The sequence below is a fragment of the Micromonospora sp. NPDC051006 genome (genome assembly GCF_044456245.1).
GTDB lineage: Bacteria > Actinomycetota > Actinomycetes > Mycobacteriales > Micromonosporaceae > Micromonospora.
In genome coordinates, this window is record NZ_JBITFP010000002.1 from 394,179 (window position 1) to 412,185 (window position 18,007).

At 73.7% G+C, this 18,007-nt stretch carries 15 protein-coding genes; 9 read left to right on the plus strand and 6 right to left on the minus strand.

Translation table 11 applies throughout. The features are described from left to right. Positions 1-317: 317 nt before the first annotated feature. The 3 genes from ACIBBA_RS05565 to eccB all read right to left on the minus strand — a co-directional run bounded on the left by ACIBBA_RS05565 (position 318) and on the right by eccB (position 3,630). The gene (locus ACIBBA_RS05565) at positions 318-1,595 is read right to left on the minus strand and encodes a WXG100 family type VII secretion target (RefSeq protein WP_396694059.1); all 1,278 of its coding nucleotides are present in this window, start codon (positions 1,593-1,595) and stop codon (positions 318-320) included. Next, positions 1,588-1,956, minus strand: a complete 369-nt coding sequence (locus tag ACIBBA_RS05570; protein WP_396694061.1) for a hypothetical protein — start codon at positions 1,954-1,956, stop codon at positions 1,588-1,590. The genes ACIBBA_RS05565 and ACIBBA_RS05570 overlap by 8 nt, the downstream gene beginning before the upstream one ends. A gap of 105 nt (positions 1,957-2,061) precedes the next feature. Beyond that, a complete protein-coding gene (eccB, locus tag ACIBBA_RS05575; protein ID WP_396694063.1) occupies positions 2,062-3,630 on the minus strand; it encodes a type VII secretion protein EccB in 1,569 nt (522 codons plus the stop codon). 160 nt (positions 3,631-3,790) lie between these two features. On the opposite strand from eccB, the gene ACIBBA_RS05580 reads away from it, so the two are divergent. Continuing rightward, entirely contained in the window at positions 3,791-4,981 is a 1,191-nt protein-coding gene (locus tag ACIBBA_RS05580; RefSeq protein ID WP_396694065.1) for a type VII secretion protein EccE, read from the plus strand. Here the strand turns inward: ACIBBA_RS05580 and eccD are convergent. Further along, positions 4,965-6,362 carry a type VII secretion integral membrane protein EccD gene (eccD, locus tag ACIBBA_RS05585; RefSeq protein ID WP_396694067.1) on the minus strand — a complete coding sequence of 466 codons (1,398 nt, stop codon included), beginning with the start codon at positions 6,360-6,362 and terminating at the stop codon, positions 4,965-4,967. The genes ACIBBA_RS05580 and eccD overlap by 17 nt on opposite strands. A 169-nt stretch (positions 6,363-6,531) precedes the next feature. Here eccD and eccCa point away from each other — a divergent pair, with 169 nt between their 5' ends. The 7 genes from eccCa to ACIBBA_RS05620 all read left to right on the plus strand — a co-directional run bounded on the left by eccCa (position 6,532) and on the right by ACIBBA_RS05620 (position 15,150). Further along, positions 6,532-10,497: a type VII secretion protein EccCa gene (gene eccCa / locus ACIBBA_RS05590; protein ID WP_396694069.1), complete on the plus strand. Its 3,966-nt coding sequence runs from the start codon at positions 6,532-6,534 to the stop codon at positions 10,495-10,497. A 58-nt stretch (positions 10,498-10,555) separates the two neighbouring features. Continuing rightward, positions 10,556-10,819 (plus strand): hypothetical protein, encoded by a 264-nt coding sequence (locus ACIBBA_RS05595; RefSeq protein ID WP_396694071.1) that lies wholly within the window; start codon positions 10,556-10,558, stop codon positions 10,817-10,819. Between the two features lie 183 nt (positions 10,820-11,002). Continuing rightward, positions 11,003-11,311, plus strand: a complete 309-nt coding sequence (locus ACIBBA_RS05600) for a WXG100 family type VII secretion target (RefSeq protein WP_350867807.1) — start codon at positions 11,003-11,005, stop codon at positions 11,309-11,311. A 28-nt stretch (positions 11,312-11,339) separates the two neighbouring features. After that, positions 11,340-11,621, plus strand: coding sequence for a WXG100 family type VII secretion target (locus tag ACIBBA_RS05605; RefSeq protein ID WP_350867805.1), 282 nt, complete (start codon positions 11,340-11,342; stop codon positions 11,619-11,621). 86 nt (positions 11,622-11,707) lie between these two features. Further along, the gene (locus ACIBBA_RS05610) at positions 11,708-13,189 is read left to right on the plus strand and encodes a S8 family serine peptidase (protein WP_396694074.1); all 1,482 of its coding nucleotides are present in this window, start codon (positions 11,708-11,710) and stop codon (positions 13,187-13,189) included. A gap of 34 nt (positions 13,190-13,223) precedes the next feature. Next, positions 13,224-13,760, plus strand: coding sequence for a hypothetical protein (locus tag ACIBBA_RS05615; RefSeq protein WP_396694076.1), 537 nt, complete (start codon positions 13,224-13,226; stop codon positions 13,758-13,760). Between the two features lie 16 nt (positions 13,761-13,776). Next, positions 13,777-15,150 (plus strand): WXG100 family type VII secretion target, encoded by a 1,374-nt coding sequence (locus tag ACIBBA_RS05620; RefSeq protein ID WP_396694078.1) that lies wholly within the window; start codon positions 13,777-13,779, stop codon positions 15,148-15,150. A gap of 132 nt (positions 15,151-15,282) precedes the next feature. Here ACIBBA_RS05620 and mycP read toward each other — a convergent pair whose 3' ends face one another. Together mycP and ACIBBA_RS05630 are read right to left on the minus strand one after the other, a co-directional pair. Beyond that, positions 15,283-16,533, minus strand: a complete 1,251-nt coding sequence (gene mycP / locus ACIBBA_RS05625; RefSeq protein ID WP_396694080.1) for a type VII secretion-associated serine protease mycosin — start codon at positions 16,531-16,533, stop codon at positions 15,283-15,285. 167 nt (positions 16,534-16,700) lie between these two features. Next, a complete protein-coding gene (locus ACIBBA_RS05630) occupies positions 16,701-17,033 on the minus strand; it encodes a helix-turn-helix transcriptional regulator (RefSeq protein ID WP_396694082.1) in 333 nt (110 codons plus the stop codon). Between the two features lie 171 nt (positions 17,034-17,204). Here ACIBBA_RS05630 and ACIBBA_RS05635 point away from each other — a divergent pair, with 171 nt between their 5' ends. Beyond that, positions 17,205-17,927, plus strand: coding sequence for a carbonic anhydrase (locus ACIBBA_RS05635; RefSeq protein WP_396694084.1), 723 nt, complete (start codon positions 17,205-17,207; stop codon positions 17,925-17,927). The last annotated feature ends 80 nt before the right edge of the window (positions 17,928-18,007 follow it).

Here is an 18,007-nt window from a genome sequence, read left to right on the forward strand (position 1 = left end):
CAGAGAACGCAGCGTGGCCCGCCAGACGGGACGAGCGGACGCTACGGACAGCACGTCACCAACCTATCGCCCGTGGCGGAGCAGTGCAGCCGGGCGAGCCGGATCAGGCACGTGACCGAGCCCACCCTGTCCGGTGTGGACTCGCGGGCCGGATCGCCGCCGACGCCCCCCCACCGTGGCCGGGCTGGCCGCCGGCCACGGCGCCCGGGCCACCCTCGACGCCCCGCTGGCGGTTGACCAGCAGGTCGTCTCGGCAGCACACGGCTGCGGCCCACCTGGAACTCCGGGTGGGCCGCAGCGGTGTCTCGGGAGGTGGGTCAGTCGGTGGTGCCGAGCACCGACGGCGGGGCGTCCCTGCCGTCCTGCCAGACCATCTCGTCCTCGGTGAGCCAGGTGAGGCGCTCGTCGGACTCGTCCTCGTCGTGCTGGCCGTGCCCGCCGAGCACGCCCGGCCGGTTGGCTCCGGCACCCCGGCCGCGGCCCACGCCCTGGCGGGCCGTCGCGGCCTCCCGGGCGCCGCCGTCGCCGCGCCGGCCGTCCATGCTCCGCCCCACGCCGCTGGCGGAACGGCCCTCCGCCGCGGCGGTGCCGCCGGTCGGACGGATGGAGGTCGTCGAGGAGCTGGTGGCCGAGCTGGCAAGGGCACCGGTGCCGACCACGCCGCCTGCGGGTGCCCCGCCCGACGGGCCGAACAGGCCAGAACCGGCGCCGGCCGTCATGGTGCCGGCACCACCACCGGGCGCGCCGACGCCCGCCCCGGTCACCAGCGTGCCGCCGGGCAGCTCGCTGGCACCGGCCAGGGACGTCCCGACCTGGGGAGCCGTGGTGCCGGGACCGGTCAGCCCGGTCGTGTCGGTGCCGGTCGGACCGGTCGGGTCTGTGCCGTGGCTCGTGTCGGGGCCACCGACGAGCCGGTCGGGGGTGGCCACCGTGGCGTCGCCGGTCTTCGGGTTGAGACCCTTGCTGTCGGGTGCGGCCGTCGGCGTGCTGACCTGCGGCCCGGTGCGCGGGGTCGAGCCGGTGCTGTCGACGGTGCCCGGGGTGTCGGGATCCGGCGGCGGGGGCGTGACGATCCGTCCGTAGGCGGAGAACTCGTAGCCGGCGGCCAGCTCGGCCACCACGTTGACCATGCGCTGGTGCGCCTTCTCCTGCTCTTCCTTGTCCTGCTGGTGGCCGATCAGCCCGCCGACCAACGCGCCGGGCACGCCGAAGACAGCGCCCTTGAGCGCCCCGTTGACGGCCTGGTCGTGGTCGTCGGTCTCCTCGGGGCTCTCGGCCTGCTTGTGTGCCGTCCGCAGCTGACCGGCCATCATGGTCAGTGCCTGCTGGACGTCGGCCATGCCCTCGCCCAGGGCGCCCGTGTGGTCGACGATCAGCGTCAGTCGCCGCTGGAACTCGTTTCCAGCCGAACCCGTCCAGGTGTTGGCCAGCTTGGCCAGGTCGCCGCTCAGGTCGCGACCGAGGCCGTCGAGGATCCCCTTCAGCGAGGACCACTGCGCGGCGACGCCGTCGATCTGCTCGGGCTTGCCGGCCATCAAGCCGTTGTAGAGCTCCTGGTGGCTCACGCCCTGGTAGCGCTGGGTGTACTCAGACACGCGGCTCCCCCTCCGGCTTGAGCGCCTTGTCGACCCCGGTGAGCGCGGCCTCGATGTCGGCCGAGTTGGCGGCGTTGCGCGCCTCGGTCGTCCGGTAGTTGGCCAGGATCGTGCTGGTGCCCTGCTGCGCCGCCTTCACCGCCTGCCGGAGGCGCTCGGCCTGCTCGACGTAGGACTGGTGGACGTCGGAGTAGCGGCGGGCGTTGCTGGTCGCGTCGAAAAACCCGCCCAGTGCCGGGGGCGAGCACTGCATCTCGGTGTTGAGCTTGCGCAACACCGACTCGACCTCGGTCAGCCGGTCGGCCAACCGCGAGTGGAAGTCCTCAAGGGACAGCAGATCGACTTCCGTGCGCCCGGTCATGGCAACATCCCCGTCGTGCTAATCGACAACCGTTGGCCAGCATCAGGTTAGTCGACGGCAGCGACCCGGGCGACCCGCTGTCGCGCGGGCTGCCGAAAGGTCCGTTCAGCCACCCACCGCGGGCGCCCCGGACGACGTGCTGCCGGTGGTGGCCGGTGACCCGGACGGGGAGCCGCCGGGACCCGGCGACCCGGCCGGCGATCCGCTGGCGCTCGGTGTCGGCGAGCCGGTCGGCTCGTCCGACGACGCCGGTGCCGGTGCGCCGGGCTCGAAGACGGTCATCGCGTCGGCCCGTTCCAGCGTGGGCCCGGTGGGGATGAGCGCGAGCAGCGAGCCGGGCACGGCGAGTGGGACGACCCCGCCGTAGCCGAGCGCGGTCAGCGCGTCCCCCGAGCGGGTGCCGAGTGGGTACCGGATGCCCTGAGGGCTGATCAGGTAGACGGTCGAGCCGGGCGCGCCGGTACCGCTGCCGCCCGCGCCGGGCGCCGCCTGAACCAGCATGCCCTTTCCACCGGGCAGCAGCACCCGCTCGGCCGTGCGTACCGCGTCGCGGCCGGTCTGCCGGACCGGCAACGCGGCCGGGTCAGCGCTGGTCAGCTCCGCCGGGGCCCGGTCGAAGACCTCCACCGTGGTCACCGGCGGGCCGCCCCCCGCGCCCGCCCGGTACGTCGCGCAGAGCACCGTCTGGCCGTCCCGGGCCGGGTAGAGGGCGGGCAGCGTCTGCGGCATGCCGACCTCCTCCACCCGCTGCTCGGTGTAGAGGCGACCGGCCTGGTCCGGGGTGATGTCGGTGACCTCGCCGCCGGTGCGCAGCAGCAGCAGCGCCGTCACCTCGCCGATCGAGACCAGCCCTTCCCGGGTGAGCACGTAGTGCTTGCCGGCGGCCCGGTAGACCTGCCCGACCCGGCCGGGCCGGCCGGCCACCTCGAGCCCGCTCTGCTCACCCTCGCCGGCCAGCGCCGGCGCCCGTAGGGCCGGGCCGGCCGGCACCGCGTTGAGCAGTTGCTGGCCCACCCGCAGCGCCGGAGCGTCCGCTATCCGCAGCGCGGTGACCGTGCTGTCGCCGCCGACCATCTGCAGCCGGAGGTCGTTGGTGAGCAGGTGCCGCTGACCGTCGACGCTGACCAGCACCGCCCGGTCGCCCAGCGGGGTGCCGCCAGGGATCGGCCGGTTGATCACCACCTGGGTGCTCGACCGCCGGGGGTCGGCCGGGTCGGGCACGTCGCAGACCGACCAGGGCAAACCCGTTAGTGACTTGCGGTCCGGCAGGGCGTCCGGGGCGCCGACGATGCCGACCGCCGCGCCGCGCGGCCGATCCCGGATCGAGGCCTGCGACATCGTCCGGACCTGCGGGTCCGCCTCGTTGAGGATGAGCCGCGCCGAGGCGTAGTTGAGCGTCGGATACAGCTGACCCTCGACGAAGATGTAGGTGGCGCCGGTTTCCCGCTCGATCACCAGGGTGTTCGTCTCCAGCGGCGCCGTGTTTCCGGTGAACTGCCCGTACGCGCCGGCGCCGCCGAGCACCACGGCGGCGGCGATGACGCTGCCGAAGACAGCCATGCCGAGCCGACGCATCGGCAGGTTGCTGGTCTCCGGGTCGCCCGACAAGAGCGCGGAGACGATCCGGCGGGTGACGAACCGGTACGCCTGCACCTGATCGCGGCGGGTCCGCATGACTTACCTCCGGCGGGGTGGATCCGCGACGATCAGGTCCGGGTCGTGTCGCGGGCTTCCCTACGATAAGGGGCCGTCGACGGGTTACCGGGACCAGCGCCCGTGCTCGGCAGCTACCGACGTGGCGGGAAGCCGCACCGTGCAGGAGGGACAGTCACCGATGACGCAGGTTCAGGCGCCACCCACGCGAACCGCCGTGGACCCGTCCGGGGTACCGGACAGGCCGGTCCCGGCGCCCGATCAGCGGCGTCGGGGGCGGATCGGGCCGCTGGTGGTCGGCCAGCTGATCGTGCTGGAGCTCTGCGCGGTCGCCGTCTGGGCCGCGCTGGGCGGGCCGAGCTGGCTCGCCGGGGTGGTCGCCGTCGTGGCGCTGCTCGTCCTGCTGGCGGTCTTCGCGCGGCGCGGCGGTCGGTGGTGGTACGAGGACCTGCTGCTGCGCCGCCGGCTGCGGGAGCGCCGGGAGCGGGCCAAGGCCGCCCTCGCCGCGGGCGGTGGCGGCGATCCCCGGTTGGTCTCGCTCGCACCGGAGCTGTCGGTCATCGAGCTGACCGACCGGGGCACCCGGCTCGGCATCGGCCAGGACGAGCAGGGTTGGTTCGCCGCGGTGGCGCTGTACGGCCGCTCCGGCGCGCCGGTCGGCTCGGTGGAGGCCACGGTGGTGGATCGGGCGCTGCGGGTGCTCGCCGAGTTCAGCGGGCCGGTCACCCTGGCCCAGGTGGTCTCGCACACCCTGGTCTGGTACCCGGCGCCGGGCGCGCCACCGGCCGCGCACCGTACCGTGTGGGTGGCGCTGCGGCTCTCGATCGCCGACGCCCGGACGGAGACGGTGACCCGGGGCGGCGGCATGCCCGGCGTGCACCGCACGCTGGCCGCCGGCATCGGCCGGCTCGGCAAGGCGCTGAACGCCGCCGGGCTCACCCACCGGGCGCTGGGTCGTGACGAACTGCGTGCCGCGGTGGTCTCGGCCGCGGGCCTGGACCTCACCCCGGAGCCGCCGGCGGAGACCTGGACCGGGCTGCGTGGCGGCGGTTGGACCCACCGGTGCCTGGCCCTGCGGGCCCGGCCGGACGCTTCACTCGGGGCCCTGGTGGACGCGGTCACCTCGACCTCCGCGCCCTCGCACACGGTGTCGGCCGTGGTGCTGCCGGGCGGGCGCACGGTCGCGCCGCTGCTCCGCGTCGCGTCGATGGACAACCACGTCGAGGCGTTGGTGAAGGTGGTCCGGGACGTCGCGCGGCGGTGCGGGACGCCGGGCCGCCCGGTCGACGGGCAGCACGGGCCGGGCGTCTGGGCGACCACCCCGGCCGGGTCGCTGCCGACCGGGGGTTCGTCGGTCAGGGCCGCAGGTTGACGATCCAGCCGTAGAGGCCGAGGACCCAGACGGCCAGCGGCACCAGCGCGATGATCAGAAGGATCTCCACGATGTCCAGCAGGCGGCCCCAGACCGGCGAGATCCGCTTGCCGGCCACGGTCAGGCCGTAGATCAGGCTGACCACCGCGGCCACCAGCAGGCCGCCCACGATCACGCCGAGCCGCACCGGCGTGGTGCCACCGGCGAAGGTGGCCGCCGCGGTGAGGCCGAGCCCGGCGGTGCCGGCGAAGAGCACCGGCGTCCGCTGGGCGCGGCCGAGGAACGGCCGGGCCCGCAGCAGCGACAGCACGGCCAGCACCAGGCAGAGCAGCACCGCCGGCAAGCGGCCGTTCAGGGCCAGCAGGACCTGCGCCCCGAGCACCACCAGCGCGACCGTCCACAGCAGACCGGTGAGGAACTCGTCGGCCCGCTCGCTGAGCTGCAGCACCCGCCGGCCGTCCACCGACTCGGTGTCGGTCTTCAGGTCGTCGGGACCGGTCGGGATGGACGGAACGGGCAGCCGGGCCAGCCGGTAGGCGGCCATCGGCAGCGCCGGGACCGCGCCGAACGCGATCGTGGCCAGCACCGCCGCGGCGGCCGTCGCGCTGATGTCGAAGGCCAGGCTGAGCACCGCGCCGAGGCCGGTCGCCGCGCCGAGGGCGACCGCGCCGAAGAAGAGCGGCAGCCGGTCGCCCACGGCCAGCGCCGAGATCGCGGCGAAGAGCACCACCGCGGTCGCGGCGAGCAGCACGTGCGGGCTGGCCAGCTCGGTGAGCCGGCGGTCACCGGCGAGCAGCAGCAGGCCGCCGACGCCCGCGTAACCCAGGCCGACCGTCGCCAGCACCGCGCCGGTGCGGCTGTCGCCGGCCGCGCGGGACAGCACCGCGGCACCGACCAGCAGCGCGACCGAGACCAGCAGGGCGGCCAGCGCCGCGGGCAGCTGCGGTGGCCCGGTGAAGAGCGCGGCCAGCGCGCCGGCGCTCAGCGCCGCCGCCGCGAAGAGCACCGCGAACGACCGGGTGGTGCCGACCTGCCAGGCGCCGGGCCGTTGGTTGGTCGCGGTGGCGACGGCGTCCACCACGTCGTCGAAGACGACCTCCGGCGCGGTGGCCGACCGCGGATTGAAGTAGAGCACCTCGCCGTCCCGGACGCCGAGCTGCGTGGCGGTGCGGCCACCGTCCAGCGGCTGCCCGCCGAGCCGCGCCAGGCTCCAGCCGCCGTGCCGTACGCCCTCGTCGGCCAGGTCCTCCCCGGCGTAGCGCAGCAGCGTCGGCAGCAGGTCGGCGAGGGGTACGTCGGATGGCAGCGCGAGGTCCATCCGGGTCCGGGGAGCCACGATGGTGATCCGGCTCAGGCCGCCGGTCGCCGTCTTCGTCGCCACTGTGGCCTCCTCGTGCTCTCCGTACGATCACCTGGCCGGCAGCATCGCTCCAACGGGACCGCGACGCCCACGGGAGATTACCTACGATGACAGCCACGTACGATGCCCACCCGACGAGTTCCTCGCGTCGCAGAACTTCATCAGGGCCGCTTCTGGGGAGGAGACAGCCGTGAGCACGGTGGTGTTCCGCCGGCTCCCGCGTCAGCCGGGACCGGCTTTGCCGCGCGGCGAGGTGCTGCTCGAGTCGCCACCCGAGCTGCCGGAGCCGACCCCCCGCGGGATGGGTCAGCTGCTGATGATCCTGCCGATGTTCTGTGGCGTCGGCGCGATGGCCTTCCTCTACGCCGGACGCGGCGGCGGCATGATGACCTACGTCGCCGGCGGCCTCTTCGGTGTGTCGATGCTCGGCATGGCGATCGGTTCGCTGAGCAACAACGGCGGCAACGACAAGGCCGAGCTGAACGCGGACCGCCGCGACTACATGCGCTACCTCGCCCAGATGCGCAAGCGCACCCGGCGTGCGGCCGAGCAGCAGCGGGCGGCGATGGCGTGGCGGCACCCGGAGCCGGACGCGCTCTGGTCGATCGCGGCCTCCCGGCGGCTCTGGGAGCGGCGGATCACCGAGGACGACTTCGGTGAGACCCGGATCGCCCTCGGGCCGCAGCGGCTGGCGGTGGAGATCGTCCCGCCGGAGACCAAGCCAGTCGAGGACCTGGAACCGATGAGCGCCATCGCGCTGCGCCGGTTCGTCCGGGCCCACTCCACGGTGCCGGAGCTGCCCACCGCGCTGTCGGTGCGGGCGTTCAGCCGGGTGGTGCTGCGCGGCGACCGCGAGCCGGTGCTCGACCTCGCCCGGGCCGCCCTCGGCCAGCTGGCCACCTTCCACGCGCCGGACGACATGATCATCGCGGTGGTCGCGGCCGCCGACCGGCAGCCCGCCTGGGACTGGGTGAAGTGGCTGCCGCACGCGCACCACAGTGGACGCACCGACGCCGCCGGCGCCCGCCGACTCGTCTTCGCCAGCCTCGCCGAGGCCGAGGAGGCGCTCGCCAACGAGCTGGCCGGCCGGCCCCGGTTCGCCCCCGAGGCGAAGCCGTTGACCACCGCACCGCATCTGGTGGTGCTGCTCGACGGGGGCGAGGTCGCGCCGACCTGCCAGCTGATGGGTGCCGGTCTGCTCGGCACCACGGTCATCGACCTTTCCGGCACCGTCCCCCGCGACGCCGGTCGGTCGCTGCTCTGCCTGGACGCGGGCGACGGCAGTTCCCTCGAGCTGGTCCGGGGCGCCTCGTCGTCCCGGCTGGGCCAGCCGGACCGGCTCAGCGTGGCCGCCGCGGAGGGCCTGGCCCGGCAGGTCGCCCCCTATCGGCTGTCCCAGCAGCAGGCGAGCACCGAGGAGCCGCTGGCCCGCAGCACGGAGCTGCCCGACCTGCTCGGCGTCGGCGACGCCGCCGCGGTGGACGTGCAGCAGACCTGGCGGCCCCGCAGCCACCGTGACCGGCTGCGCATCCCGCTCGGCGTGGGCCCGGACGGCAACGTGGTCGAGCTGGACTTCAAGGAGTCCGCGCACGAGGGCATGGGGCCGCACGGTCTGGTCATCGGCGCGACCGGTTCCGGCAAGAGCGAGCTGCTCCGCACGGTGGTGGCCGCCCTGGCGGTCACCCACTCCTCGGAGGAGCTCAACTTCGTCCTGGTCGACTTCAAGGGTGGCGCGACGTTCGCGTCGCTGGAGGCGCTGCCGCACACCAGTGCCGTGATCACCAACCTGGCCGACGAGCTGCCGCTGGTCGACCGGATGCGCGACGCGCTCGCCGGCGAGATGGTCCGCCGGCAGGAGCTGCTGCGGGCGGCCGGCAACTACGTCTCCCGCTTCGAGTACGAGAAGGCCCGCGCCGCCGGTGAGCCGTTGGCGCCGATGCCCAGCCTGCTCATCATCTGCGACGAGTTCAGCGAGCTGCTCGCGGCGAAGCCCGACTTCATCGACCTCTTCGTGATGATCGGCCGGCTGGGCCGGTCGCTCGGCGTGCATCTGCTGCTCGCCAGCCAGCGGCTGGAGGAGGGCAAGCTGCGCGGCCTGGACACGCACCTGTCGTACCGGATCGGTCTGCGCACCTTCTCCGCGGTGGAGAGCCGGATCGTGCTCGGCGTGCCCGACGCGTACGAGCTGCCGAACGCGCCCGGTCACGGTTACCTGAAGACGGACACCAGCACCATGCTGCGGTTCCGGGCCGCCTACGTCTCCGGGCCCTACCGGGCGCCGGGGCAGCAGGCGTCCCGGTCGCAGGCCCTGGTGCAGCGCCGGATCGTGCCCTACGGCGTGAACTTCGTGCCGGTGCAGACGCCGCAGCTGCCGGTGGAGACGACGCCGGAACCGGAGCAGCCGGCCGACGGCAAGACCGTCGCGATGCTGGACGTGGTCATCGACCGGCTCAAGGGCAAGGGCCGGCCGGCGCACCAGGTCTGGCTTCCGCCGCTGGCCGAGCCGCCGGGCCTGGGCGAGCTGCTCGGCCCGCTGACCGCCGACCCGACCTACGGGCTCTGCACCGCCTCCTGGCCGGGCCGGGGCCGGCTCACCGTTCCGGTCGGTGTGGTCGACCGGCCCTACGAGCAGCGCCGCGACCCGATGATGGTGGAGCTGGCCGGCGCGGGCGGCAACGTGGTCATCGTCGGCGCCTCGATGAGCGGCAAGAGCACGATGCTCCGCTCGATGCTCGCCTCGCTGTCGCTCACCCACACCCCGCGTGAGGTGCAGTTCTTCTGCCTCGACTTCGGCGGTGGCGCGCTGCGCAGCCTGGAGGCGCTGCCGCACATGTCCGGGGTGGCCGGCCGGCGGGACACCGAGGCGGTCCGCCGTACGGTGGCCGAGGTGGTGGCCGTCCTGGACGACCGGGAGGCGCGTTTCGCCCAGCACGGCATCGACTCGGTGGCGAGCTACCGCCGGCGGCGGGCCGCGGGCGAGTTCGCCGACGACCCGTTCGGCGACGTCTTCCTGGTGGTCGACGGCTGGAACACGCTCCGCCAGGAGTACGAGGAGCTGGAACAGACCATCACCACCCTGGCCAACCGGGGACTCGGCTTCGGGGTGCACGTGGTGGTGACCGCGGTGCGCTGGGCGGAGATCCGGATCAACATGCGCGACCTGCTCGGCACCAAGCTTGAGCTGCGGCTGGGCGACCCGGCGGAGTCCGAGATCGACCGCCGGTCGGCGATGAACGTGCCGGAGAAGTCCCCGGGTCGTGGCCTCACCCGGGACAAGCTTCACTTCCTCACCGCGATCTCCCGGATCGACGGCCGGCGCGACATCGAGGATCTCTCCGAGGCGTCGATCGCGCTCTCCCGGCACGTTGCGGCGTCCTGGCCGGGCCGCCCGGCGCCGAAGGTGCGGCTGCTGCCGCGCAAGCTGCCGGTCGGCGAACTCGCCCGGATCATCGACCGGTCGGTGCCCGGCCTGCCGATCGGGGTCAACGAGTCCGCGCTGGCGCCGGTCTACCTCGACCTGGCGAACGAGCCGCACCTGACCGTCTTCGGCGACGCCGAGTGCGGCAAGACCAACCTGCTCCGGCTGATCGCCCGGGGCATCACCGAGCGGTACACCCCCGCCCAGGCCCGCCTGGTGATCGCCGACTACCGGCGCGGCCTGCTCGGCGCGGTGGAGGGTGACCATCTGCTCGACTACGCGCCGTCCAACCAGGCGTTCGCGCAGGGGCTGGGCTCGATCCGCAGCGCGCTCTCCAACCGGCTGCCCGGCCCGAACGTCACCACCGCCCAACTGCGCGACCGCAGCTGGTGGAAGGGGCCGGACCTGTACATCCTGGTCGACGACTACGACCTGGTGGCCTCGGGCGGCAACAACCCGCTCAGCGCTCTGCACGAGCTGCTGCCCCAGGCCCGCGACATCGGCCTGCACCTGATCATCACCCGGCGGGCCGGCGGTGTGGCCCGGGCCCTCTACGAGCCGGTGCTTCAACGCCTGCGCGAGCTGGACAGCCCGGGGCTGCTGATGTCCGGCAACCGCGAGGAGGGCGCGGTCTTCGGCAACCTGCGGCCCAGCGTGCAGCCGCCGGGCCGGGGCACGCTGGTGCGCCGACGCGACGGCCAGCAGCTGATCCAGACCGCCTGGTCCGAGCCGATGTGAGGATCGGACGTCGCGCTGATTCGCGGTGGTAACGGTCGATGCGCGGAGGGATGCTCCGATGTGGCAGTTGTGGCTCTTCCTGACCGCGCTGGCGGCGGTCCTGATGGGACTGCTGCTCACCGCGTACGAGCGGCTGCGTCCGTCGGCGACCCTGCGCCGGTCGGGAGTGGTGCTCCTGTTGGTCGGGACGCTGGCCATGCTTCCGGTGCTCATCGACCGGGCGCTGGAGAAGCCGGTGCTCTGGGTGGCGGTCGCGCTGCTGGTCGGCATCCTGCTGGCCGGTCCGTTGATGGTGCGGGACGCGTCCCGGCCCCGGCCCTGAAGTCGGCGTCACCGCCCGGGCAAGACTGCTCCGACACATCGATTGCCGTCGGGCCAGGGCTGCGCGCGCTGGACCGGGTCGGCTACGGTCTTCACAGGAGTGTCCGTCGGTGGGGTGTTTCGCCTTGCCGCGGGGGAAGGCGCGGCAGAACCGCCGCCACAACATGACGGAAGGGTGTGAAGCATGGCGTTCGAGGTCGAAGCTGCGACTCTACATACCGCCGCGAGTGACGTGCGGTCCACGCGCAGCGAGGTCGACGGCGAGCTGAAGAAGCTGTGGAACGTGGTCGACGACCTGGCCATCGCCTGGAAGGGGCAGGCGTCCACGGGCTTCCAGTCGCTCATGCAGCGCTGGAACGAGGACACCACCAAGCTGCTGACGGCGATGGATAACATCGCCGACCTGCTGGACAAGTCGGGTACGACGCACCAGGTCAACGACGAAGAGCAGCAGCAGATGCTGGACAAGTTCCACTCTGCCCTCAACCCGTGATCCATAGCCAGGAGCAGAGGAGGAAGTCGTGACGATCAAGGTTGACTACGCGGTCCTCGAGAGCAGCAACCAGCAGATGCAGGCCATCTCGCGGACGCTCGACGAGAAGCTCGACACGCTGCGTCAGATGCTGTCCAAGCTCCAGTGGGACGGCGAGGACCGGGCCGCCTACGAGCAGCACCAGGCTCAGTGGGACAGCGCCGTTCGGGACATCAACCGGATCCTGAACGAGATCGGTGGCGCTGTCGGCATCGCCCGGGAAAACTACGTCAGCACCGAGATGAGCAACTCCAAGGTCTGGAGCAGCTGACCAGACCGCCTACATGGCTCCGGTCCGGTTCGACCGGACCGGAGCCGTGCTGCGTTACGCGTACCACACCGGCCCTGGGGGAAGTCATGTCAGCCCACAAGCGTCTACGACCGGTCGCCAGGTCGGCCTGCGCCATGCTCGCGCTGGTCGCCGCGGTCGGCGTCGGCCCGGTGGCCGCGCCGGCTCCGGCCCGGGCCGCCGACACGGTACGCGGCCTCCAGTGGCACCTGAACAGCCTCAAGATCTCCGACGCGCATCGGCTGTCGAAGGGGCGCGGGGTCACCGTCGGGGTGATCGACAGTGGCGTCCACGCCGCCCACCCGGACCTCAAGGGGCAGGTGCTGCGGGGTCGCGGCATGGGCCCCGGGGTCGCCGCCGACGGCCGGACGGACCCGGACGGAGAGGCCGGGCACGGCACCGCGATGGCCGGCATCATCGCCGGCCGGGGCGGCGGTGCCATGCACGCGCTCGGCATCGCCCCCGAAGCGAAGATCCTCCCGGTGGGCCTGGGGCCCGAGAACCGGGGCCTCCAGGAGGCGCCCGCGGCCATCCGTTGGGCGGTCGACGAGGGCGCCGACGTGCTCAACCTGTCGTTCGGCATGCACGGCGACGACCCGGAGGTCGTCGAGGCGGTCCGCTACGCGCTGAGCAAGAACGTGGTGGTGGTCGCGGCCACCGGCAACGAGGACGGCGGCTACCCGAAGATCCCCCAGCCGGCCAGCGTTCCCGGCGTCATCGCGGTCGGCGCGGCGACCCGTTCCGGCGGGGTGTGGAACGGCACGGTGACGGGGCCCGAGATGGCCATCTCCGCACCCGGTGAACGGATCATCGCACCCGCACCGCCCGACGCCTCGCCGAACGGCTACCTCATCTCCGACGGCACCAGCAACGCCACGGCGGTCGTCTCCGGCGTCGCCGCGTTGGTTCGCGCCCGCTACCCGGACCTCGACGCCGCCAACGTGGTCAACCGGCTGGTCCGCACCGCCCGGGACCGGGGCCCGGCCGGGCGCGACGCGGAGTTCGGCTTCGGCTCCATCGACGTGCTCGCGGCGCTGAGCAAGTCGGTCCCGGCCGTCGAGACGAACCCGTTGGCCGCGCCCGTCGGCGGCTCGGCCAGCCCGGGCGCGCCGGCCGGCGGGGCCGACGACAAGGACGACGACGGGCCGGCGGTCTCGATCGGGCTCGCCGACAACGCCGGTTTGCAGATCGTGCTCTGTCTGCTGGCGGTCCTCGTGATCGTGGCGATCATCGTGATCCTCGTGGTGGTGAACCGCCGGGCCCGCCGCCGTGCCGCTGCCGGCCCGCAACCGGGTCCGATCCCGCCGCCGGGGCAGTACCCGCCGCCGGGGCAGTACCCGCCGCCGGGGCAGTACCAGCCGTATCCACCGTCGGGGGCCCCGGTGCCGCCGGCCGGCGTCGGGCAGACACCGCCCGGGCCACACCCCTACCCGGCGGGCCCGACCGGCCCGCCCACGAACGCGCAGCCCTATGGGCCGCCGTATCCGCCCGGCGCGGTGCCGCCCGCCCCGCCGATGACACCACCGCCGGGTCAGCAGCCGCGCCAGTGACCAGACCGTTCAGCCGCCCCAGGGGAGGACAGCAGTGAGCGACGAGGACGACCGGGTCGAGGTTCGTATGCCGATCCCGATGCCGATCAACCCGGTGATGCCCTACACGGGAGACATCCGGGGAATCAGCTTCGACCGGATCGGCGTGGACCAGGCCGAGACGCCCAGCGGCCTGGTGGCCGGCAAGGGCGAGCAGGGTGTGAAGACCGAGTGGGACGCGGGCAACCTCGACTCCGCGATCGACTGGCTGGAGACGCACGCGAGTTACGTCTACCGGCTCTCGTACGACATGGTGGAGATCAAGGACAAGCTCGGCGGCGACCAGGCCATGGCCGGTGAGGGCCCGCTCGGCGGCTTCCACTATGCGACGCAGCTCTCCCAGCGGCACACCGAGCTGTACGGCACCACGGAGGGCGGGCTCCGCACCCTCTCCGAGAACCTCTACAACGCGGCGGACGCGCTGCGCACGGTCAAGCGGAACTACGAGAACGCCGAGGGCGCCAACGCCATGACGGCGCAGGAGATGCAGCAGGCCTTCAACAACGCCGCGAGCGGCGGCGGCGACCACTAGAGCGGGGGACGGGGAGATGGGCGACGGGAAGAGCTGGGAGGAGATGGCCCGGGAGGTGCTGGTGGCCGGTCGGCCGGCCGATGTCGCCAGCGCCGCCCTCGGCTGGAAGGAACTGGTCAAGAACATCGGCGAGGTCAAGGAGAGTCTCGAGAAGAACGTCAAGGACCTCGGCGCGGTCTGGAAGGGCCCCGCGTACGAGTCGTTCAAGACGCACATCGAGGGCTTGGCCAAGCAGGCCGGCGGCCTCCAGGACGACATCGACAAGCCGGGCCACGGCAAGGTCAGCATGGCGACCACCCTGGAGACCGCAGCCAGGCAGCTGGAGGAAGCGCAGAACAAGATGCCGATTCCGGCGGCCTGCGTGGGTGACGTGCTGGCAGCCCGGAACGGGGAGATCACCCTCGGCATCGGCATGTTCGAGACCAAGGTCACGGCCGACCTGATGGGCAGTTGGCCGGCCGAGCAGATGGGCAAGCTCGGCGACTGGGTGACCGGCTGGTTCTCCGACAAGGAGGGCGAGGCCCGCAAGGTCTACGACGAGGTCAACGGCAACTTCCGGGACCGGACGATGGAGGCACCCGGCAGCGGCCGGTCGGGCGGCCTGGAGAACGTCAACACCGAGGTGCCCAATCTGGACACCGGCGGCGGAGGCAAGGGCGTCGGCGACGTCTCCGACATCGGCGGCGGTGGCGGCAAGCCCAAGCTCGGTGACATCGGTGAGCCGATGGCCGTGAAGCCCGGCGACCCGCTCGACACCGGGGACCCGGGCATCGGTTCCGGCGCCCACCCGGATCTCTCCGGCGGCTACGACCCGGAGACCGGCGGGGTACCGGGCGGTGGCGAACTGCCCGACGACTACGGCACCGGCCTCGCCGGCGCCGGTGGCCCGAGTGGCGCCGGGATCGGCTCGAGCGGGCTCGGCGGCGCCGGGCTCAGCGCCGGCTCCGGACTGGGTTCGGGCGGGGGTATGGGCGGTGGCGCCGGGGGTGGAGCGATCCCCGGCGGTGGCGCGCTGGGCCGTGCGGTCACCCCCGGCATGCCGCCGATGATGGGCGGCGGCGCGGCCGGTGGCGGTCGCGGCGGAGGCGGCCGGGGCGCCGGTGGCCGGCTCGGCGCGGGCAAGCTCGGCGCCGGCGGGATGATGCCCGGCATGGCCGGTGGCGGCATGGCCGGCGGCGGCGCCGGTCGTGGCGCGGGCGGCCGTGGGGGCGTGGCCGGCGCGGCCGGCGGCGCCCGGGGCGCGGGTGCCCGCGGTGCCGGTGTCGCCGGGATGGGGCCGGGCGGCGGTGCCGGCTACGGCGAGCAGGAGAGCGCCCGCAACACCTGGCTGGAGGAGGACGAGGACGTCTGGGGCGCGGACGGCGACGGCGCTCCCGGCATCCTGCGCTGAGTCCCACCGGGAGCCGTCCGACCGTTGGTCGGGCGGCTCCCGTGCGTCTGGTCGAGTCGAGCGCCGCTGTCAGCCGGGTGCCATGACGTCCGAGGCCCTTCCGGCCCACCCGCGCCCCCGGGCGTGGCGGGCTCAGCCGGTGGTGAGCGCGTCGGCTCCGGCCGGGCGTCGCCCGGGGCGCCAGCCGCGTCGACGGCCCCGCACCAGGATCGGCTTGATCGCCAGCAGGAGCGCCGCGAGCAGCGCGCCGACGACGGCCACCCAGATCGCCACCGTCCGCTGCCAGTCCAGCGGATCGCCTGGTGGGGCCGGCGCGGGCATCGCCGCCGGCGGCGGGTTCGACCGGGTGCCGAGCACAGTGGACACCGCCCGGTACGGGTTGACCACGCCGTAGCCGACCTCGGTGTTGTGGCCGTCCGGCGGGTTGTCCGCCGTCTGGGTCAACCGGTCGGCGACCTGCTGTGCGGTGAGATCGGGATGCGCGGCGCGTACCAGCGCGGCGACCCCGGACACGTACGCGGCGGCGAAGCTGGTGCCGCCCTGCGGTTCGCCGATGTAGCCCGACCCACCGGGCGCCGGGCCGACGATGTTCACGCCGGGCGCGGCGATGTCGACGTAGTTGCCGCTCACCGAGCTGCCGACGTGCGCCCCCTGCTCGTCCACCCCGGCGACCGCGATCACCCCCGGGTACGCGGCCGGGTAGCCCGTCCGGTCCTGCTGCTGATCCTCGCGCCGGTTGCCGGCGGCGGCCACCACGATGACCCGCTTGCGCACCGCGTAGTCGACCGCGTCGGCGAGCTCCTTGCGGGGGAGGGTCACCAGGGACAGGTTGATCACGTCGGCGCCGTTGTCGACGGCCCAGACGATCGCGTTGGCGATCTCGCCGGGCAGCGCCTCGTCATGGTTGTCCCTGCCGTCGGGAAGCACCCGGATCGGCAGGATGCGGGCCTGCGGGGCGATGCCGGTGAACGGCACCCCGGTGCCCTCGCGCCCGGCGATGATGCCGGCCACGATGGTGCCGTGCCCGGCCTGGTCGCAGCGGCCCTTGTTGGCCGGCAGGCCGTTGAAGTCGGCGCCCTCGCGCACCTGCCCGTTCAGCAGCGGGTGGGTGGCCGAGACACCGGAGTCGATCACCGCCACGGTCACCCCGGCGCCGCGGGAGAGCGGCCAGGCCGCGGACGGGTCGAGCCGGCGCAGCGCCCACGGCGTCTCGGTCGGCGGCGCGAGGCCGGCAGGGCCGCAGGTCGGGGCGGCCATGGCCGGCGACGGCGGCACGACGGCCGTTCCGAGCAGGACGGTGATCGATCCACAGAGGACCGCCCGGACGACGCGCCCGGCACGGTGGGCCCTTCCGCCAGCGTTCAGCCGCCTGCTCTCGCGCACCCGCTGAGATTACCGCCGCCGCGCCCGTCGTGCGGTGACGGGAGCCCGCCGTGCGGTGACGGGAGCCCGGCGTGCGACGAGGGGGCGCGGCGACGGGAGCCCGGCGTGCGACGGGGGGAGGGTGCGGCGACGGGAGCCCGGCGTGCGACGAGTGAGCCCGCCGGTCGTCACTGGTGGTTTGGTGCCGGCTCCTCGGTGAAGAGCGCGAGGAGGGCGCCGACCTCCCGGTCCGCCTCCGCGGGGTGGCGGAACCGGCCGGCCGGGTTGAGGGTGTATTCGTTGCGCCGGCCCACCCGGGTGCGGACCAGGTAGCCGCCGGCTTCCAGGTCGGCGACGATCGCCTGGGCCGCGCGCTCGGTGACGCCCACCTCCTCGGCGACGTCACGCAGCCGGGCGGTGGGGTTCCGGGCGATGGCGAGCAGCACGTGTCCGTGATTGGTGAGGAAGGTCCAGTTTCGGGTGCTCCCGTACCCGCTCGTACTCGTCGCCATGGTCGTCATGGTATGGCTCGCCGGCGTTCCCCGCCGCCTTGGCCGGCGCTGCTGAACACCTGAAACGCATATCACGTATCCCTTGACGTATCTTGCGCTGGGTGTGACCGTGGATCACAGCCCGCGTCCGTCAGCGGCCGGGGGTGACCTGGCCGATCGCGTGGGAGTCGAGGTGCGGGCATGAGCGGACCCGGATCGCCCGGAGCACACCCGGGCGCCCAGCGCGTCCCCGACGCGTCGGACGGTGTCGCGTCGCCGCCCGACCCGGAGCAGGCTCTCGCCGAGCTGCGGGCGGGCAACCAACGCTTCGTCACGGGCGCGCCGCGCCACCCGAACCAGGACGTCGAGCGCCGGGCCGAGGTGGCCGCCGAGCAACACCCGTTCGCGGTGATCGTCGGCTGCGCCGACTCACGACTCGCCGCCGAGATCATCTTCGATCGCGGCCTGGGTGATCTCTTCGTGGTCCGCACCGCCGGGCACACCGCCGGTCCCGAGGTGCTCGGCAGCGTCGAGTACGCGGTCAGCGTGCTGGGCGTCCCGCTGGTGGTGGTGCTCGGGCACGACTCCTGCGGCGCGGTGCAGGCGGCCCGGGAGGCGGTCGCCACCGGCACCCCGCCGCCGGGACACCTCGGTGCGGTGGTGGACGCCGTGGTGCCCAGCCTCCGTCGGGCCGCCGCCGAGGGCGTGGACGACATCAACGGGATCGTGGACATCCACATCGCTCAGACCGTCGAGGCCCTGCTCTGCAACTCCGCGGTGCTGGCCGCCGAGGTGGCCGGCGGGCGGTGCGCGGTGGTCGGCATGTCGTACCGGCTCGCCGCGGGTGAGGTGCGCCAGGTCGCCGAGGTGCCGGCGGGGGGAACCATCGCCCCGGTGGGCCTCGACGCGCCGGCAGCCGCCTAGCGGGGCCGACCCCGGCCCGCCGGCCGTGGGCTGTCGGCCCGCCAGAGGTACGCGAAGGGCCGCCCCGCGAGCGCGGAGCG